The 17,752-nt window shown below is 62.0% G+C and carries 14 protein-coding genes and 1 pseudogene; 5 read left to right on the top strand and 10 right to left on the bottom strand.

Annotated features, from left to right (window positions below; all coding sequences use genetic code 11):
• The first annotated feature begins 29 nt into the window (after window positions 1–29).
• Complete coding sequence (locus BLV07_RS19260; protein ID WP_091888428.1) at window positions 30–749, top strand: hypothetical protein; 720 nt, start codon at window positions 30–32, stop codon at window positions 747–749.
• On the opposite strand, the gene BLV07_RS19255 is transcribed toward BLV07_RS19260, so the two are convergent.
• Window positions 750–3,620: an ATP-binding protein gene (locus BLV07_RS19255; protein WP_091888426.1), complete on the bottom strand. Its 2,871-nt coding sequence runs from the start codon at window positions 3,618–3,620 to the stop codon at window positions 750–752.
• Between the two features lie 329 nt (window positions 3,621–3,949).
• On the opposite strand from BLV07_RS19255, the gene BLV07_RS47645 reads away from it, so the two are divergent.
• Window positions 3,950–4,099, top strand: coding sequence for a hypothetical protein (locus BLV07_RS47645; RefSeq protein WP_176945631.1), 150 nt, complete (start codon window positions 3,950–3,952; stop codon window positions 4,097–4,099).
• A 50-nt stretch (window positions 4,100–4,149) separates the two neighbouring features.
• Here the strand turns inward: BLV07_RS47645 and BLV07_RS19250 are convergent, their stop codons facing one another.
• The 4 genes from BLV07_RS19250 to BLV07_RS19235 form a co-directional block, all read right to left on the bottom strand.
• Window positions 4,150–4,518, bottom strand: coding sequence for a Clp protease/crotonase-like domain-containing protein (locus BLV07_RS19250; RefSeq protein ID WP_091888424.1), 369 nt, complete (start codon window positions 4,516–4,518; stop codon window positions 4,150–4,152).
• A 178-nt stretch (window positions 4,519–4,696) separates the two neighbouring features.
• On the bottom strand, window positions 4,697–5,923 hold the full coding sequence (locus tag BLV07_RS19245; protein ID WP_091888421.1) for a YbfB/YjiJ family MFS transporter: 1,227 nt from the start codon (window positions 5,921–5,923) through the stop codon (window positions 4,697–4,699).
• Between the two features lie 31 nt (window positions 5,924–5,954).
• The gene (locus BLV07_RS19240) at window positions 5,955–6,191 is read right to left on the bottom strand and encodes a tautomerase family protein (protein WP_176945630.1); all 237 of its coding nucleotides are present in this window, start codon (window positions 6,189–6,191) and stop codon (window positions 5,955–5,957) included.
• Window positions 6,192–6,207: 16 nt separating this feature from the next.
• Window positions 6,208–6,918 carry an SDR family NAD(P)-dependent oxidoreductase gene (locus BLV07_RS19235; protein WP_091888417.1) on the bottom strand — a complete coding sequence of 237 codons (711 nt, stop codon included), beginning with the start codon at window positions 6,916–6,918 and terminating at the stop codon, window positions 6,208–6,210.
• Window positions 6,919–7,128: 210 nt separating this feature from the next.
• On the opposite strand from BLV07_RS19235, the gene BLV07_RS19230 reads away from it, so the two are divergent.
• The 3 genes from BLV07_RS19230 (at window position 7,129) to BLV07_RS19220 (ending at window position 9,657) form a co-directional block, all read left to right on the top strand.
• Window positions 7,129–8,058, top strand: a complete 930-nt coding sequence (locus BLV07_RS19230) for a LysR family transcriptional regulator (protein ID WP_091888415.1) — start codon at window positions 7,129–7,131, stop codon at window positions 8,056–8,058.
• Window positions 8,059–9,014: 956 nt separating this feature from the next.
• Window positions 9,015–9,257, top strand: coding sequence for a hypothetical protein (locus BLV07_RS46340; protein WP_143035456.1), 243 nt, complete (start codon window positions 9,015–9,017; stop codon window positions 9,255–9,257).
• Window positions 9,258–9,291: 34 nt separating this feature from the next.
• Window positions 9,292–9,657 carry a hypothetical protein gene (locus BLV07_RS19220; RefSeq protein WP_143035455.1) on the top strand — a complete coding sequence of 122 codons (366 nt, stop codon included), beginning with the start codon at window positions 9,292–9,294 and terminating at the stop codon, window positions 9,655–9,657.
• 418 nt (window positions 9,658–10,075) lie between these two features.
• Here the strand turns inward: BLV07_RS19220 and BLV07_RS19215 are convergent, their stop codons facing one another.
• The 5 genes and pseudogenes from BLV07_RS19215 to BLV07_RS19195 all read right to left on the bottom strand — a co-directional run bounded on the left by BLV07_RS19215 (window position 10,076) and on the right by BLV07_RS19195 (window position 17,707).
• The gene (locus BLV07_RS19215) at window positions 10,076–12,001 is read right to left on the bottom strand and encodes a putative bifunctional diguanylate cyclase/phosphodiesterase (protein WP_091888409.1); all 1,926 of its coding nucleotides are present in this window, start codon (window positions 11,999–12,001) and stop codon (window positions 10,076–10,078) included.
• Window positions 12,002–12,137: 136 nt separating this feature from the next.
• Window positions 12,138–13,181, bottom strand: coding sequence for a TRAP transporter substrate-binding protein DctP (dctP, locus tag BLV07_RS19210; RefSeq protein ID WP_091888407.1), 1,044 nt, complete (start codon window positions 13,179–13,181; stop codon window positions 12,138–12,140).
• 220 nt (window positions 13,182–13,401) lie between these two features.
• Window positions 13,402–15,528, bottom strand: coding sequence for a glycosyltransferase (locus BLV07_RS19205; RefSeq protein WP_283806525.1), 2,127 nt, complete (start codon window positions 15,526–15,528; stop codon window positions 13,402–13,404).
• Between the two features lie 54 nt (window positions 15,529–15,582).
• The gene (locus tag BLV07_RS19200; RefSeq protein ID WP_244551143.1) at window positions 15,583–16,635 is read right to left on the bottom strand and encodes an HlyD family secretion protein; all 1,053 of its coding nucleotides are present in this window, start codon (window positions 16,633–16,635) and stop codon (window positions 15,583–15,585) included.
• 648 nt (window positions 16,636–17,283) lie between these two features.
• Window positions 17,284–17,707 (bottom strand): annotated as a pseudogene (locus BLV07_RS19195) (hypothetical protein).
• Window positions 17,708–17,752: the final 45 nt, after the last annotated feature.

Here is a 17,752-nt window from a genome sequence, read left to right as displayed (position 1 = left end):
GCAACATCCCATGCGAAAGGTGGTGCCAGATGATCCCGCTGCTGGCGAATGCGATCGAGGCTCATGGCGGCCTGGACCGATGGAACGCTCATGAACGCCTGAGTGCAGTGATCGCGAAGGGCGGCGACCTTTGCGCGTTGAAGGGCGTCGAACAGGAACAGTCGCTGCGAAATTTGCGGATCGATCTGCATCGTCAGCGGGCGTCCCTCGATCCATTCGGCAAACCCGGCCAGCGTTGCGAATTCAGTCCTGAACGCGTCGCCATTGTTGCCGCGAGCCTGCGTATCCTGGCGGAACGCAAAAGCCCGCGCGCGTCATTCGAGCGGCACGACATGCGAACGCATTGGGATCCGCTGCACCGCGCCTATTTCAACGGCTACGCGCAGTGGACCGCAATGACCATGCCCTTCCTGCTGTCCATGGGCAGCTTCGAGTTCCGCGAGATCGCGCCCTGGCACGAAGGCGCCGAGGTCTGGCGCGGATTGCGCGCGACCTTCCCGCTCGAGATCGCGAGCCACAGCACCGAGCAGGATTTCTACTTCGGTCCCGACATGGTGATGCGCCGGCACGACTATCGCGTCGAGATCGCCGGCAATTTCGCAGTCGCCGAATATGTGTCCGATCCCGCCACTGTCGATGGCATCAAGGTCCCGACGAAGCGGCGCGCCTACCTTCGCGACGAGAGCCTGATGCCGATGCTCGACGCGCTCATGGTGTCGACAGATGTTTCGGACATCCGGTTCGAATGATCAGGCCGGCGTCTCATCCAGCATGAGCCTTGCCGCCTTCAGATCCACGGTCTCGAATCCTTCAGAGAACCTCGCATAGGTCGCGGCAAGATCGCCGAGGGGATGCCGGCTGCCTTGCCGACGCCGCAGCCGGACGAGCGACATCTCCGTCCGCAGCCTCCAGGAGAGCGCGCCTTGCTGTTCGGCAAGCGCAGCCGACGACACCAGGCTTGCTTCTGCGGCGTCGAGATCGCCGCCGCTCGCCTCGAGCTCGGCACGCACGCGCAACAATTCCGGCAGGTCGAAGGCCCCACCTTCGGACTCGATGCGGCCGATTGTTTCGCGCAAGGTCGCACGTCCCTCGGACAATTGCCCAAGCTCGGCCAACCCACGCGATAGGTCCGCAACAAACGCTGATGCATAGAGCTCGTAGCGATCTGCGCGCAGGCGCGGAAGCGCGGAGCGTAGCAGCTCGATGCCATTTTTTACGTCGCCACGGGCGATCATGGTCTGTGAGCGAAAGCCGGCCGCAACCGCTTCATAGGGCGACAATCCGTGCATGCCTGCATGTGTCGCGAGGCGGCCGGTCATGCTCTCAACTGCGCTCCAGTCGCCGACCCATCCATAGAGCGATGCCGACCAGCACAGTGCGATACAGTGCATCACGACGTCGCGCGGCGCGCCGGCGCCGGTCAGCGGGCGAACACATTCCACCGCCCTGTCGGGAAATCCGCGCAGCCACAGGACGCGCGCGAGCGGTATTTGCGGCGTTCTCGAATAGGCAAAGTGGCCCGGCTGGGTGCTACGCAGTGCCGCGTCGTTGCGTACACCCTCGTCGAGGTGGAGCTGCGCCTCAGTCTGGTTGCCGGCGAGATGATAGGACACGCCGACGAGCGCCTTTGCACCTGCAAGACCTGCCGTGTCACCGATCAGGCGAGCAACCCGTTCAGCTTCGAGGGCGACCGGCAGCAGATGCCGATAGTCGCCGGTCCGGCGATAAAACATGTTCAGCCGCGACAGCAGCCTGAACGTATTGGCGTTGTCGCCAAGCGCCTCCGATATCTCCAGTCCACGCCGCAGCGCTTCCTCGGCCTGCACGCTATTCCGTTCCGTAAACATGAAAGCGTGGCCGAGCGTTGCCTGAAGCTCCAGCTCCCAGCGGCTGCCGCGGCTCGTGTCGTCGAGCATTGCAAGCGCGCGCTGCGACCAGATACGCGCCTCGTTGAGCAGGTTGAGCTCGACGAATAGCCTTGCGCAACTGCCTGCGAGCGCCACGCGCAGGTGCGCGCCGGCGTCATTCGCGTAGCTCCATTCGAGCGCGGCGCGAGCATCTGCCAACAGGCTTGCGCGGCCTTGCGAGCGCGAGGCCTGATCAGCCCCGCTTTGCGCGCCCATGCCGGCTTCAAGAACGCGTTGAACGTATCCGGCATGTCGGCGCGCAACCGCCTGGGCCTGACCGCTCTCGGTGAGCTTGTGCAGCGCATAGGCGCGCGTCGCATCGAGCAGGCGATAGCGTCGCGACGCGCCATCGGGCTGCGTCGACAGCAGCGACTTGGCTACGAGCTGTTCCAGCGCATCGACGACCTCGTCAACCTGTCCGCCCTCCTTGGCCGCGACAGCCATCGCATCCTGAAGCGTGAAGGGGCCGGCGAAGACGGCAAGGCGCTGGAGGACGAGCCTTTCGGTCTCGCCGATCAGCCCAAAACTCCAGTCCAGCGTCGCACCGAGCGTCTGCTGGCGCGGCGGCGCCGTGCGCCGTCCACGCCACTCGAGTTTGAGGCGACTGTCGAGCAGCGCCGCCATCTCGCGCAATCCGTACACGCCGACACGCGCGGCCGCGAGCTCGATCGCCAATGCAATGCCGTCCAGCTTGCCGCAAATCTCGGCGAGAACCTCCGCATCCTCGTCCGTGATGTCGGCGCGATGGCCGGCAGCCGCAGCGCGGTCCACAAACAGGCGCGCGGCTGGAAAGTTCAGCACCTCGCCGGCGCTGAGGCGGGCGCCTTGCGGCGGACTCGGCAGCGGGACGAGTTCGAAGATGTGCTCGCCCTCCACCAGCAGCGACTCGCGACTGGTCGCTAGAATCGACACCTCTGACGCCTCGCGATGAATGCTCTCGGCCAGGCGGGCAACATCGTCGATCACGTGCTCGCAACTATCGAGAACGATAAGCAGGCGGCGATTACGCAGAAAACTGATTATGTTGTCGGTCGGATCCGCATGATGCACGACGAGACCCAAGGCTGCGGCGATCGTGCTGGCGACGAGCGTCGCGTCCTTCAACGGGGCGAGATCGAGAAAATGGACCTTGCTCTCGAACGTGTCCCACATCTCGTGTGCGACCGCGATCGCGACGGTTGTCTTGCCTATGCCGCCCGGGCCTCTGAGCGTGACGAAACGCTGGTCAAGAAGACGAGCCGACAAATCAGGCAGGATATCCTCGCGCCCGATCATCCGGTCCAGGCGATAAGGCAAGGCTGGGGGTGGCGCTACAGCCTCCGTCGGCGCCGCTGCCGGCATAGGCTCACCACGTTGCACGGGCGCGACGAAGCAATAGCCCCGGCTCGGAATGTTCGTGATGTAGCGTGCCCCGTCCTTCCCGTCGCCAAGAGCCTTCCGGAGTTCGGCAACATGGACCCGAAGGCTGATCTCTTCGACCGCGAGGCCGGACCAAGCATAAGCGAGAATTTCGTTCTTGGGCACCACCTCGCCGGCCCGGCTGACAAGCAGGCGCAGGATGTCCATCGCACGGCTGCCGAGCTTGACCGGCGCGCCGTCCCTTTCAAGTAGTCGCGATCGAAGGGAGAACGGCCCGAAGGAGATGGCGTCGAACTCGAGCCCCGCCCCGGCGCCGTTGCCGGCGGAGCCGCTGCCAGATGTCAGTGCGGTCACTTCAGTCTTGCCCGCGAGCCCTGAGTGAAACCCTCCGACAGACCACCTACGGCGGGCGCTCTATTGCGGGACGTGCAGCAAACTCGCAGCACCGGCGTCACCTCGACTGTCATTTCCAAAGCACCGGCAAATATAAGGAGCGTCGGCGCAAATGACAACGAATGCACCATGGCGGTCCCGTGCCAGATCGGCCCTCCATGGATTCAGGCTAGCGTCGTTCGGTCACATTTGAGCTACCTCAAGGCGAAATCCGCATGCCCTCCTAAGGTGCAAATAGGGCTGAGCGTCCTTCTCAGGCGTTGGCGGCCCCGGCTTCCATGGAGGCGGCAATGAAGGTCCTGGCGGATGCCGAAGCCGCGCTGAGGGAGGTCGAGCGCGATAGCGACAAGCTACGATCGAAAGAGCTTCGCGAGGCGATCCAACGGCACATCCACGAGCAAAGAGAAGCGATCAAGGCCCTGCGTCGGCTCTACAACTAGCGGCGCCCGAGGTGACCGTTCTCCCTCGTTCTTCCTGACCCAAGGTCACATCATCTCCTCGGCGCGACCTCCGCTACTGCGTGACCGAGCCGCAACTCGACCTCGGAGCGCCTCTGCAGTCCGCGCTCCAGGAGTGACGCCGACCGCGCACGTGTGCCCGGATGAGCGACTGAAGAGAAGAAAGCAGAAAGCGCCGGAGGAAACACTGAATTTGCGGGCAACGAGACCTCATTCATCAACGCCTTGGCGCCGACGAGCGCGTGCTTTTCGAACGACGCCATGCGACGAGCGAAAGTGTCGACGAAATCTTCAATCTCCGCATCGGGTATCGCGCGGTTGACGTAGCCGTAGCGTTCGGCGAGCTCGGCCGAAAAATCGTCAGGGCCCAGAATCACCCCCAACCTCCGTCCGCGGCCCATCCGGAATATTCAGCGATCTTCATTCGCGACTCGGCATTTTGCCGGCCGCGCGCGGAAAGCGAACGATAGAAACGGCAAAGGCAAGAGAGTGTTGTCGGGCACGTTAGTTTCCATTCTCAGTATCGAGTAGAGGTCTCTGCTTGCAGATACGAATCCAGTTCAGCTCGAGTTGGAACTATTACTTAAACTTGGTGAGCGCCATGCCGACGTCGATTACCAGTGCAAGCACCACGGCACCGCCGCCGAGTCCGAACAATACTAGATAGTCGTTGCCGGTCTGGGCGTAAATCCAGGAGAAGCCGTAAGCGGCCGCTGCCTGGAACAGCGCAAAGCTGGTGGTGGTGTGGCTCCATGTCGCGCGCTGCTGCTCCGCCGAATGCGGCACTAGCTCGTGGATGCGCCCGAGCACCAGCGGCACGATCCCCGGCGTGAAGCCGCCGACCACGGCACTCGATACGATCAGCGAGAGCGGCGCGGTGCTGACGGTCGGGAGCAGCACGGCCGCCGCCTCGATCAGGAACGCCGTGCGCAGGGCCGGGCCGAAGCCGGAGCGGTCGCCGAGATGGCCGGTGACCAGCGGGCCGACGATCGCGCCCAGGCCGTACAGCACCCAGTAGCGCGATCCCGCGGCGATGCCCTGGCCGAGGCCTCGGGCGACGAAGTCGACGATGAAGATCATGTGCGGCACCAGCGCCACCGCATTGAGGCCGTATTGGACCAGCAAGGCGCGGGCGGCCGGCGACCGCCGATGGTGCTTGGCTTGAAGCGAAGGCACAGCGTCCGCCTTGGCACCGGCAGGCCAGTTCCACCAACTCGCAAGCGTGAGCACGGCCGAGAGCACGCCGAGGCCGTACCAGCTCTGCTGCAAGCCCTGTTGCAGCAGCAGCGGCACCAGCGTGCCGGAAGCCGAGACGCCGAGGCCAACGCCTGCAAAGATCACGCCGCCGAAGATGCCGCGCCGCGCCGACGAGATATGCGGCAGGATGACCGACGCTGCCAGCACCATGATGATGCCGCCTGCGAGCCCCGACAGGAGGCGCCAGACGAAGAACCAGGCGAACGAGATCGGTGCCGAGCTGGCGAAGAAGGAGAGGGTCGCGAGCAGCATCATCGCGCGCAGGGCCCGGACCGCGCCGATGCGTGTGGCGAGAGCCCTTGCCGCCAGCGCGCCGGCGAGATAGCCGGCCAGGTTCGCAGCGCCGAGATAGACGACGTCGGATGTGTTGAACCACTTTGCTGCGATCAGGGCGGGGATCAGTGGTGTGTAGGAAAAGCGGGCGAGACCAAGTCCCACCAGCGATGCGGACAGGCCTGCCGCGGCGTATCGCCAAGTCGCCTGCAACGCCAATTCCCGCTGCGGATGCAGCCGGGTCTCCATGTGTTGCTTCATGTTCGCGTTGCTCATCTTATCCTGCTGCGCGTCAGCGCCGCCTCAATCATCCGGTTTGGCTCGCGCGGCGGCGCCGGAATTCCTGGACGGGCAGACCGCCCCAGCCCCAGTTGTCGGTGTCGACTTCCTCGATCACGACGAAGGTCGATTCTACCGGCTTGCCGAGGACGTCGAGCAGGAGCTGGCTAGAGCCCTTGATTAGCGCGGCCTTTTCCTCCGCCGTGAGCGACGCCGCTTCCGGCGTCGTTCCCTCACGGGTCACTTGAATGGTGACGATCGGCATCGTGGTTCTCCTCGCTTCAGTGACCGGCGCTCTGGCCGCCGTCGACATGCAGGATCTCGCCGGTGACGAAGGGGGCAGCTTCGAGGTAGAGCACGGCATCGACGATGTCGGACATCTCGCCCATGTGGCCCACAGGGTGCAGCGCGCCGAGCTGGGCGTGCGTCGCGACGGGATGCATCGGCGACTTGATGATGCCGGGCGAGACCGCGTTCACGCGAATGCCACGCCTCGCATATTCGATCGCGAGCGACCTGGTCGCGGCGTTCAGTCCGCCCTTGCTCAGCGAGGCCAGCACCGATGGCACGTTCGAGTTGGCATGATCGACCAGAGTGGTCGTGATCTGGACGACATGGCCGGCCCCCTGCTTCTCCATCTCGGCGATGGCGAGCTGTGTGATGTTGAAGAATCCTGCGACGTTGGTGCCGATCACCGCGGCAAAGTCTTCGGCGGTGTACTGCGTGAACGGCTTGGCGACGAAGATGCCGGCATTGTTGACCAGCGTGTCGACCCGGCCGAAGCGGGCCACGGCCTGCGCGACCACGCGCTCCGCGGTGGACCGGTCGGCGATGTCGCCGGCAACGGCCAGGACGTCGTCGTCGCTCGACGGCCTGATTGTCCGCGCCGTTGCGACGACCCGATAGTTGCGATCGCGAAAACCCTGGACCAGGGCGGCGCCGATGCCCTGCGATGCTCCGGTGATGATGGCGACCTTCTGCTCGATACCCATGACGGGCTCCTGTTGTTGGCTTGAAGACCAGCGCCAGCAGCGGCTGGCTTACCCGCTGAGGTACGCCGCGGCATGTTGCTTGCGAATATCCGTTGCGCGGCAGACACTCTTTCGCGGCGCGAACGAATGCCGGTCGGCGTCCGGCGGTGGTTGTCGCGACCGCGGCGGACGCCTAGTTTACGGCCGAAAACCTGGGGCGGCGGGACGCGAATGGATCGTCTGGATGCGATGAAGGTGTTCGTTCTCGCGGTGGACGAGGGCAGCTTGGCTGCCGCGGGTCGTAAGCTCGGCCGCTCGCCGGCGGCAGTGAGCCGAGCGATCAGCTTCCTTGAGCAGCGCGTCGGCGCAGAACTGCTGCACCGGACCACGCGGTCGATCAAGCTGAGCGAGGAGGGCGAGCGCTATGTCGCTATCTGCCGCCGCGTGCTCACCGAGTTGGAGGAGGCCGACGACATTTCGGCCGGACCGCGCACGGCTCCGCGGGGCCTGCTCACGATCACAGCTCCCGTCGTCTCGGGCGAAATGATGCTCCGGCCTATCCTCGATGCCTTTCTCGATGCCTATCCGGCCGTGTCGGCAAAGCTTCTGCTGTTCGACCAGGCGGTCAATCTGATCGAGGAGGGCGTCGACGTTGCACTTCGCATCGGCCCGCTCGCGGATTCGTCGATGATCGCAATGCGGGTCGGCGAGATCAGCCGCGTCGTGGTGGCCGCGCCGCGCTATCTGAGGCAGCATCCGCGCATCACCGAACCGGGCGATCTCGCCAAGCACCAGATCGTGGCGATGACGCATCTGCCCAATTCCTTGACCTTTGCACCGCAGGCTGACTCATCGGCGCCGCGTACTGTGCAGTTCACTCCGCGCCTCGCCGTCAACAGCACCTACGCGGCGGTGGCTTCCGCGGTCGCCGGGCGCGGCGTGGCGCGGATGTATTCTTACCAAGTGGCCGAGCAGGTCGCGCGCGGCGAACTCGAGATTGTGCTGGCCGGCGGTGAGGACCCTGAGATGCCCGCGCATCTGATCTGCCCGCAGGGTCGAATCTCGGTGCCCAAGGTTCGAGCCTTCATAGACTTTGCCGTGCCGCGGCTCAAAAAGCAGTTTGCAGGCCTTAGGAAGAGTGTCACCGCGCGCCACACATGATAACCTGGGAGGGTTGGGCCGGCCGACAAGCGACCAATCTGTAGGTCCGTCGTGCACCCCATGAGGCAACCAGGCTGCTTGTATATTTCGGCTGAGGACAGCAATCGCGGCCCTAATCGCGTGAAACGCTCCGCTCAAAATTAAAATGCCGACGATCGGCAGAACGCGCCTTTGAAGCTCGTGTTGCCAACGTTGAAAATTTCAGCGCGCCATGGCAGGTTGGATTAGCCTTGGGGCTACACCCCGGGGCTACACCAGAGACCTCTGGCGTGCAGTAAGGCCTGATTTTACGGGGCTTTCTTGAAGCCGTTTTATTATGGCGGAGAGGGAGGGATTCGAACCCCCGTTATCCCGGCGCGCTTCCGCAAACTGTCATCCCGCACGCCTTCTGACCGCACTGATGCTGACCCGTTGATCGCGATCGTTCATGCGCGAATTGATCCGCGACCATTCCAGATGTATCAATGAGACATCCCTCGTGTCGGAAACACCGATCGGCCAAATCTGAGGAAATCAATGGGTTACGCTGGATATGGTAGCGGAGGAGCGCTACCCACGTTCCCCCCGACAGTTTTCCGCTGAGTTTATGGTGTCTGTGGCCTAGCCCTGCGCGAGAGCCACCTTCTCCCCTTGTGGGATGCTTTATGACGGGAAAAATCCAATAATATCAATGTCTTGCCCCGTTAGTATCCGCACAGTGTCAGAAGTAACCCTTTCTAATGCGGAAAAGCGTTCGCGGGGCATTTCTATCAGCCCGATCCTGAATGGTCGGGTCTTTTTTCCTTTGAAATGACGCTGAAATACACCATTTGGCCGCTGGCGCATTTATGCAAAAGCCCAACGGATGTCCGTCTGCGTTAGCGTGCTGCGCGCGCGGCTCGGCTGCCGGATTGATCTAACGAAGCGTGATGTTGCCGAAATCGGGGCCGAGGCTACGGCAAAGCCGGGAACCCCGAATGTCCCTAGAAGATTTCATTGCGCGTAAACGTCGCGAGCAGCATCAAGAGCAGGAAAGGATGCGCGAGTTCATCGAAGCCTTTCGTGCGGGCGACATTGATCAGTTCTTTGATGCGATGATCGCGCTCGACGAGAACTGCCCTTGGCGTTGGGCTGACGCTATGCGTGCCGTGGGCGAAGTCCTCCATCCCGCTGGATCAGTTTCGCCGTTCCCTGTTACATATCTGGCGGCATCACGGTGAACACATCCGTCAAGAGGTGGGGAACGATCTGCTATTGGCCGATGCTCTGCGGGTGATGCTGCCGCCGTACACCGGGCAAACAATCAGGCTGTATCGGGGCGAAGGTTTTCGTAATCGCAAATACCATACTTATGGCCTGTCATGGTCGAGCGACGAAGAGACCGCCCGCGCATTTGCAGAAACCGGCCTGTGGCGGACCACTCTCGGCGGTAGTATGTTGCTCGAAGCGACGGCACCACCCGAAGCGATCATTTGTCAGGTGCTCGAAGCCGATGACAGCTACCTTGAGAGAAAGGTCATAGTTGATCGCCGGCGGCTGCGCGGAGTGAAGGTGGTGGAGCGGTTCAATCAGCTTGGTTTCGCCGAATTTGGGCAGTTTCAGGAGAGCGCAAAGAAATGACGGCCATGTCGCCGCAACGCACTGCGCCCACTGATCTCGCCGCCGCGCTTACCGCCTCGCACCGAGATCGGGGCGCCCGCTAAGTTTTCAACAGCCACGACCAACAGTAGGCTCACGCCGCTGCCACCCGCGAGGGCTTGATGATTTGCCAGCCGTCGAAACGCGACGCTTTTATGGTGCCATGCCACGGCGTCCATATATTTGTGTCCCAATCCGCTGCGGACCTGGCATCTGATAATTTTGCACTCGTTGGCCGCTTCCGCTCCCGTGGCCCCAGCATCCGACCTGATGCAAATCCCGGCGCCGAAATCGCACTGTCAGTACGATTGCCGCTTCTAATCCCGCCTGCGTATGAGGACCGCGGCAGCCCGGCCGCCCGGAGAAAAGGACCTTGCTGATTTACCGACCGTCCTCGCGCTTATACCGCCAGATGCTCTTGAATAATCGAGGCGACGTCGGTCGCCGGAGCCGGACGACCGAAGAAGAAGCCCTGCACCTGATCGGCGTTGGCGTCGTACAGGAAATCGACCTGCTTGGCAGTCTCGACGCCCTCGACGGTCACGCGCTTGTGCAGTTCGCGCCCGAGCGCGATGATCGCCCTCACCACCGTCTCGACATCGCCGGCTGAGCCTTCGTAGCCCTGCATGAAGCTGCGGTCGATCTTGATCTTGTCGAACGGGAACTGCCACAGGTAGCTCAAGCTCGAATAGCCGGTCCCGAAATCGTCCATGACGATGGCAACGCCCATCTCCTTCAACTTGCCAAGCTCTTCCGTGGTGTGGTCGTTGTTGCGGAGGAGTAGCGATTCAGTGATCTCGAGTTCGAGGCGATGTGGTTCGAGTCCGGTTTCGGTCAGCACAGTCTCAACCATGTGGCTGATACTTTTCATTTCGAACTGGGATGACGACAGATTGACCGCCACGGTCAAGCTTCGCGGCCAGGTCATCGCCGCGCGGCACGCCTCGCGCAACGCCCAGATGCCGACCTTGTCGATAAGCCGCATCTCTTCGATCATCGGGATGAACGTCGCTGGCGGCATCATGCTGCCGTCCGGCCGCGGAAGCCGCAGCAGTGCCTCGAAACCGACCAGGCGTCCGTCTCTTATCTCAAAGACCGGCTGATAGTACAGCACGAAGCGCTCGTTGGCGATCGCATCGCGAATGACGCTCTCGAGCTCCAGGCGTTGCTTGAATGCCTCGTCCATTTCCGGCGAAAAGAAACGAATACAATTGCGTCCCTCGGTTTTGCCGTTGTAGAGCGCGAGATCGGCGGATTTGAGCAGCTGGTCCCGCGTAACACCATCGCTCGGCGTGCGCGCGATACCGATGGTGAACCCGACCGTGATTTCCTGTTGCTTGTACCAGATCGGCGGTATCAGCGCGCTCATGAGACGCTCCGCAAACGCTTCCGCTTGCTGCTTGCTGCGGAGCTCCGTCTGCACAACAACGAATTCGTCGCCGCCCAGACGCGCGATCGTGTCTTCCGCGCGAACGACTTCTCGCAGGCGCTGAGCCACCGTGCGCAGCAGGAAATCACCGCCGTCATGACCGAACCAATCATTGACCTGCTTGAAGCGATCGAGGTCGATGAAATGCAAGGCAAGCTGCGCGCCGGTGGAAGGTAGGAGGGCCAGTGCATCGTCCAGGCGCTCGATGAGACGCGCGCGATTGGCGAGGCCGGTCAATTCATCATGATGCGCAAGATAGCGGATGCGGCGGTCGGCGTGCTGCTTTTCCTTCGTGCGGCGATACCAGGCGATTGTCGGCACGCCGAACGCAAATCCGACCAGGGCGCAAAGCACCGGCACGGAAGCGAGGACCCCGTATTGGAGGCGGTTGCGTACGTCGGTCTCGTCCACATAGGCCCCGACCACCGCGACGGTCTCGCCTCGGACGACTGCCGGGATGAACGCCTCTGCGAAATAGCCAGGCCGATCAGGTGAGCTCGTCGTGTTCATGGCCACCACGACTTGCCCCGTCGTCGCCGCGCGGCCCGCCTCGGCGCTTCGTTCCGAAAGGTCTACCAGCACGATCCTGTCGCGGCTCGAAACGAGCTGCGAGTAACCGTCGCGATTGAAAATGATATAGCGGTACACCGCCTCCGATTTGCGTGCGGTCTGAAGGAATCTCATGCTGGCTGCCGACGGCTGCTCTCCCGCAGCGATCTGCTCCAAGTCGGCCACATTGGCCCCAACGAACTGCGCCCAGTCACGCGCAGTTGCTAGGGCGTGCGCGTTCATCAGCCGGTCCGCCGCCACCTGGATCATTGCCCAGATGCCGCCGAACAGGACGACAAGGATCATGACAAGCAGAATGACGCCGAGGCGTAGCGAGAGGTTTGTCATCTGGGCACGAGGGATCTCATTGCGACGGGCGGACCTTGGCTCGATTGAGCCTGAGCGGCTCTGCCAAGGCCGCGGTTGACAGCAGCAGCTCCGCGATAGCGGCCAAATACACACGTGTACCTAACAAGTGCGTTCCCTATTGCCTGGCGCGAGACCCGTCGGGGTCTGAGCGCCCCTGCTCCTGCCGCAGCTTGACAAGCTCGGCCTTGACCGTTCGCAAGAGTTCGCGGTTGCGCTCGCTTGAGCTTGCCCAGTCATCGATAACCAGGTCGAAGATATGCTGCGCCTTCTCACGATCGGCGACCGATGGAAAGACCAGGGTCCGCTTGGGATCGGACTTGAGCTGCCGCATCACCGCCTCGTCGCCGGCGTCATAGGTCGCGATAAAGCGTTCGGCCGGCCATTCCTCGCTATAGGCGCGGATGATATCTTGCGTCTGGTTCGGCAGCGCCTCGAACCGCTTACGGTTCATGAGCGTGAGCAGAGGCGCTCCGCTCGTTCGGAGAAAGTAGTGATACGGCGTGACCCGCTTGATGCCGTAATCCGACAACGGTGTGGGATTGACCATGGCGGCATCGAGTTTGCCGCTGCTGATCGCCTCCGTAATTTTTGTGATCGGCATTAGTACCGGAATGGCCCCAAGCTTCTCGAGAACGGCCCCCTCGCGCGGATTGTTGATGCGGATTCGCTTGCCGGACAGGTCGGCAAGAGACTTGATCGGCACGTGACTATGGATGGTCTCCGGTTCGGTGACACAGGCGGCAATCACATAAAAATCATCGTAGCCGCGCAGCATATTTTGCGCGATCAACCGAGTGTAAACGAGCGTGGCTTCGCGGCTGTCACGGAACAGGCCAGGCAGTTCAAGCACGGCATTGTCAGGGAATAGATCGGGCGAGACACCGGGAACGGCAAAGGCGATGTCGGCGGCGCCGTCGCGAACGATTTGCGGCTGCATGGTAACGTCTTTGCCGAGCGCACCGCTGAAGAAGAACTCGAACTGGATCGCGCCATTGGCCGCGGAACCAACGGCGTCAGTAAACGGCTTGACCGCCCCCAGAAAGCTCATGGACTGGTCGGACGAGTAGAAAGCGACCTTCAGCTTGATCGGTTCGGCAATCAGCGATGACGGCAGCAGGCTCAGACTAATGATAGCCAGGAAGGCAAGCAGCTTTTGCATCGTACCTCCTCGGGGGCTAGATCTCGAACGTCCCTATTTCTTCGTGATAAGCATGCGGCGGATTCCCGACGGCCCCGGCTTCCTGCGACACGACGGTATGCGAACGTTGGCCTGGCTGTTCGTGTGCGATCCGGCTATCACAACGTCCGGCGATAAAATCATATAGCCTCAACCCCTACTCTAACCATAGCAGTCATAGCGATCAACTCGGCTGAACGATCTAGGACACCGCTTCAGCCAGCCGGCCAAGGCTAGATTCGATGGAACTCGTCGGATGCAGGCTTCGAACCCCGGCAAGATGTGCCAAATCGTCGGTCCGCGGTCGAGGTGGAATGACCAGGCTCTCCGCCGGCAGACGCTCAGCCGGCGCGGATTGCGCGCCCTTTGTGACCGCGTGCGGCAACTGTGCGTTCATGGACCAGATCTTCTTGAACATCGCCCTGTTCACCGAGCATGAGACAGCATTGTTCCCCCTCAGAAGGGCACCGGTAAACAGCTTGCGGATCAGCAGGTCCCGCTCCAGCGAGCGCGCCAAATTGAACTTCACCCCAACGAGCTGGCCTCTGTGCTGCACAACCGTCGCGTCGATCCAGCCGACCTGCATGATGTGCACGCGCAGCGGTGCTGCGCGCCCAAAGAGACCGCTGGCGCCGGAATCGGTGAGAAGGCCGGCGCCGGCGAGCGAGATATCCTTGATTCGGCCCGACAGCAGCTCGCCGCCTGCTGTACTGATCAAGATCGGCTCGTCGATCTCGAAACGTTCTTCGGTCCGCGGCATGCGTGCCTGGAGCGAAGTCATGCAGACGAAGAAAAGTACGACGATGTTGATCACCGACCAAAAGGCGACCATCGGAAAAGCGGCCGGGTGATCGATCATCCGCCATTCCGGGATCGTGTTCAGGACCAGGCCGATGATCGTCAGCGCCATGAGCGCCGCCGCCGGCCAGAATATCTCGCTGGCGTAACTTGCGCCGCGCGCGGCAGCCCCCTTTGGCGTCACCTTGAACGCATGTCCTTTTGGCTTGACCAGGGTCGCGAGCACCGTCGGCAGAAGCTTGAAGCTCTGGATGGTCGCCGACACCTGAGCGGCGAGCGGAAAATGCTCGTGCGGCGCAAACCAGGAAATACCGCCGTTGAGCGCCAGGATCGCGGGGAACAAGTAGTAGAAGACCGACTCAGGGGTGACGTCGACCACAGGCGCGAGGCCGGTCCACATGAACACGATCGGAACCACCACGACCATGAGCGCGCGCAAGCCCAGTGAGAGCCAATGCGTCGGAAAGAAGAGGAGCCGATGCATCAAGCTCAGTCCGGGGCCGAGCGGGCCGGCGGCAAGATACAGGGTCTGGATCGCGCCACGCGCCCAGCGTTGCCGTTGCACAAAAAAGGCAGCAAGGCTTTCTGGCGCCAATCCAATTGCCAGCGGTTCGCAAAGATAACGGGTGACGTATCCTTTGCGCAGCAGGACCAGCGTCAGCAGGATGTCTTCCGTAATGGACTGGGTCGGCAAGGAATCGCCTACCGCGCGGAGTGCTGCCCGACGCGTGACGGAGTTGGATCCACAACAAAACGCACCATCCCAGCCGTCGCGCGCGGGCATGATGGAATCGAAGAAGAACCGTTGTTCGTCCGGCAGTCCCCTGTGCAGGCCGAGATTCGCCTGCATCGGGTCGTCATTGTAGAAGGCGTGCGGGATCTGAACGATTCCGATCTTGGGATCGGCGAAGAAGCCCATTGTGCGCATCAGGAAATTGCGCTGCGGCACGAAGTCCGCGTCAAAGATCGCGAAGAACTCGCCATGCGTCATCGTCAGCGCATGATTGATATTGCCGGCTTTCGCATCCACATTGTCGGAACGGGTGAGATACCCGGCCCCCTTGCGCTCGCAGAGTTCCTTGAGCCAGGGCCTGCGACCATCATCCAGGACCCAGACCTGGGAGTTTGGATAGTCCAGACATAGTGCGCCCGTGATCGTCTTTTCCAGCACCTCGAACGGCTCGTCATAGGTTGGAATGAAGACGTCGACCGAGGCCAGCTCATCATCCGGCAGGCCGCGAAGCCGACGTTCATGCTGATCTGCCTCGCTGCGGCGATCGGTCCTGCGAAGGAAGGTCAGATAGAGAATGAACTGATCCGTGAAGGTCAGGAGCTCAACGAAGAGACAGAACCAGATCCAGCCGACCTGATACCAGGTCCTGCTTGCCGGCAGCACTGTGGTGAAGATACGCCATTCGAGATAGCGGGCAACGACAAGCCAAACCGCGACAAAAATCGCGACACGCACCCAGAGGCGCGCGACTGCAAAGGTCGGCGCCAACAGGTACATCGCCGCAAAGACGCCCAGCATCGGCGCGAACAGCTGAGCGAAAGACAGAGTCATGACCTGCACGGAATTTCTCGCTCACAGGGATGACTGGTCGAGGTCCAGCCGAGCGGTCAGCCATTTCAGCTTCGAGCTGACCAATCGAAGCAGGCCGTCGGAGCTGCGCTCGAAGCGCACTTCGGCCAGCCGCCCGATGTCGCAGGAGCCGTTGTGGTCGGCCGCCGTCTCGTTAGGCGGCAACGAGATCTCAACAGTAATATTGCCCGGATCGGGTCGCGGCACCCGAGCGGCGAGCAGTCGATCATCGGCGTACGCTGCCGAGCCGCGAACTTGCCGGATCTGGCCGGTCTTCCACTCTCGGCTCCCGATCAGGCGGACGGTCGCCGCATCTCCGGGCTTGATCTTCTCGAAATCGCGCTCGGGCAGTTCAACGACGATGAATCGGCGTTCGCAATCTGCAAAGTCGAAGACCGATTGCCCTTCCGTGACCATCGAGCCCGGGCTGGCCGCGACCGACCAGACCACATGGGCTGCAGGCAACGATAGATCGTAGTGTTGAAGGCGATCAAGCCGAGCGCGCTCCTCTGCGATTTCCGCGGCCAGCTGCGCGGCACGTGAGCTGTTCTGCAACAGGTCCGTCTCGAGCTCCTGGCGACGGAGAACAAGCCGCTCGCGCTGTTGCTGAGAATAGGGCACGTCATTGGCATCGCCACGAAGATAAATGCCCTTCTCGGCCGCCGCCAACTCGGTCTTGAAGCGCTGCAGTCGTTCATCGGCCATCTGGCACCGCGTTGCGGTTGCCTCCTGGGAGGCTTGGGCTTCGGAAGAACGGATCTGTGAACTGATGCCGAGCTTGACGAGCTTCTCCATCCGGCCCGCGACATCGTTCCGCTGCCGCGCCTCGGCGAGACAGCCACCTCTTTCGGCCTCCGTTTCTCCGATCTCGTGGCTCAGGCGTGCGACCGCTCCCAAACGATAGTCCTCGCTGCGCTCGCGGAGCTTGCGATCGAGCTCGGCGATTTCCTCAAGTTGCCGACCTGCGAGCTCTGCGCGCTTGCTGGACACGGCAAGCTGCTGATCGAGGTCCATGAGGTGCCGGCGATCCGCCGAACGCGCCTCGACCAGCGACACGACCCGAGCGCGCTGGAAATATTCACCTTTGCGCGGAAGATCAGGCGCGAGCTGACCCGCGATCGGCGCAGTCACGCGCATGAGCTCGGCGTTGACAAAGGCGGACGGAGCGATTCTGTAAGTCACATACGGCAACAGGGCCCATCCGCTCAGAGCGATGATGCCGAGCGCCAGGGATCGTCGGACAATCCGGCTGCGAATGAAACGTTCGATCTGCAAGCGAACCACGACTGGATCTCCGATGGGCTTTGATCGCTGAAGTCTGACCAAGCAAAACGCTCACAGGCGTTCGCCGCAGGCCCTCGCGTTGGTGCGTATCTGCGCTCTCGAGGCACGGGTAAACCCGATAGCCTTTCCAAATCAGGGGTCGCCGCAACGGCAAACTGGTTCGCAACCGAAAGACGCTTGAGCGTGCTTTCACCACATTGGATTGCGCCTTGTCAAAACCGGAAGACTACGGTCGGGGAATTGGGATCAAGATGCAAACTCGTTCCGGCTTGAAGTCGGTGCGCCGTTTGCGCTGATCTCCTCCGCCTCTACCAGAACCTCGAAAGTCGAGCCGCCCAAAGTACAAGGCACCACCCATGCGCGGCTTGAACTCGGCGTCTTCGCTTTGCGCCAGTGCTTCTCACTCGCCTACCGATCCCTTCAGCGTGAGCGCTTGGGCAGTTTCGGGAAGTTTGCTCGGATCGAACCTCGGTGCGGGCTCGTTCTTTGGCGCAGCGGACTGCTGTTCGCCGAGAATAAGCGTGCCTTCAAGGAGCACTCCCGGAAACTGCTCAGCCGTGTCGACATACCTGGCTATCTTGCCGGTGCAAGTTCCGACGAGCTTCAACTGTAGTTCATCGTCGCTGCCGAAAACCGTGGGCTGACCTTCGGTGTGCCTTTTGGTCGTGACGGTCGCGGTGAACGGATCGCCGTCGATTTCGCACGAGCCGCTATAAGTCATGACGCTATCACGACCCCAGATTTTTCCGTCTGCGACATGGGCGATGCCGGTGCCTTGGCCCAGCGGGGTCTTGAACCACGCCGCGTAAGTGTCATTCGGCCTGCAATATTGGGTCTGACTCAGATCTGATGATGTTTTCTGCCGAGCTTGCGATTCTCCAACGGGGGA

It is taken from the genome of Bradyrhizobium sp. Rc2d, assembly GCF_900099855.1.
Taxonomy (GTDB): domain Bacteria; phylum Pseudomonadota; class Alphaproteobacteria; order Rhizobiales; family Xanthobacteraceae; genus Bradyrhizobium.
This window is presented reverse-complemented; position numbering and strand designations above follow the sequence as displayed.

Bases quoted from the DNA above. Each gene is read 5' to 3' on its own strand.
- BLV07_RS19215 (WP_091888409.1), bottom strand. From the start codon at position 12,001: ATGACAAACCTCTCGCTACGCCTCGGCGTCATTCTGCTTGTCATGATC.
- BLV07_RS19250 (WP_091888424.1), bottom strand. From the start codon at position 4,518: ATGGGCCGCGGACGGAGGTTGGGGGTGATTCTGGGCCCTGACGATTTT.
- BLV07_RS19230 (WP_091888415.1), top strand. From the start codon at position 7,129: ATGGATCGTCTGGATGCGATGAAGGTGTTCGTTCTCGCGGTGGACGAG.
- BLV07_RS19235 (WP_091888417.1), bottom strand. From the start codon at position 6,918: ATGGGTATCGAGCAGAAGGTCGCCATCATCACCGGAGCATCGCAGGGC.
- BLV07_RS19260 (WP_091888428.1), top strand. From the start codon at position 30: ATGATCCCGCTGCTGGCGAATGCGATCGAGGCTCATGGCGGCCTGGAC.
- dctP (WP_091888407.1), bottom strand. From the start codon at position 13,181: ATGCAAAAGCTGCTTGCCTTCCTGGCTATCATTAGTCTGAGCCTGCTG.
- BLV07_RS47645 (WP_176945631.1), top strand. From the start codon at position 3,950: ATGAAGGTCCTGGCGGATGCCGAAGCCGCGCTGAGGGAGGTCGAGCGC.
- BLV07_RS19205 (WP_283806525.1), bottom strand. From the start codon at position 15,528: ATGCTGGGCGTCTTTGCGGCGATGTACCTGTTGGCGCCGACCTTTGCA.
- BLV07_RS46340 (WP_143035456.1), top strand. From the start codon at position 9,015: ATGTCCCTAGAAGATTTCATTGCGCGTAAACGTCGCGAGCAGCATCAA.
- BLV07_RS19245 (WP_091888421.1), bottom strand. From the start codon at position 5,923: ATGAGCAACGCGAACATGAAGCAACACATGGAGACCCGGCTGCATCCG.
- BLV07_RS19240 (WP_176945630.1), bottom strand. From the start codon at position 6,191: ATGCCGATCGTCACCATTCAAGTGACCCGTGAGGGAACGACGCCGGAA.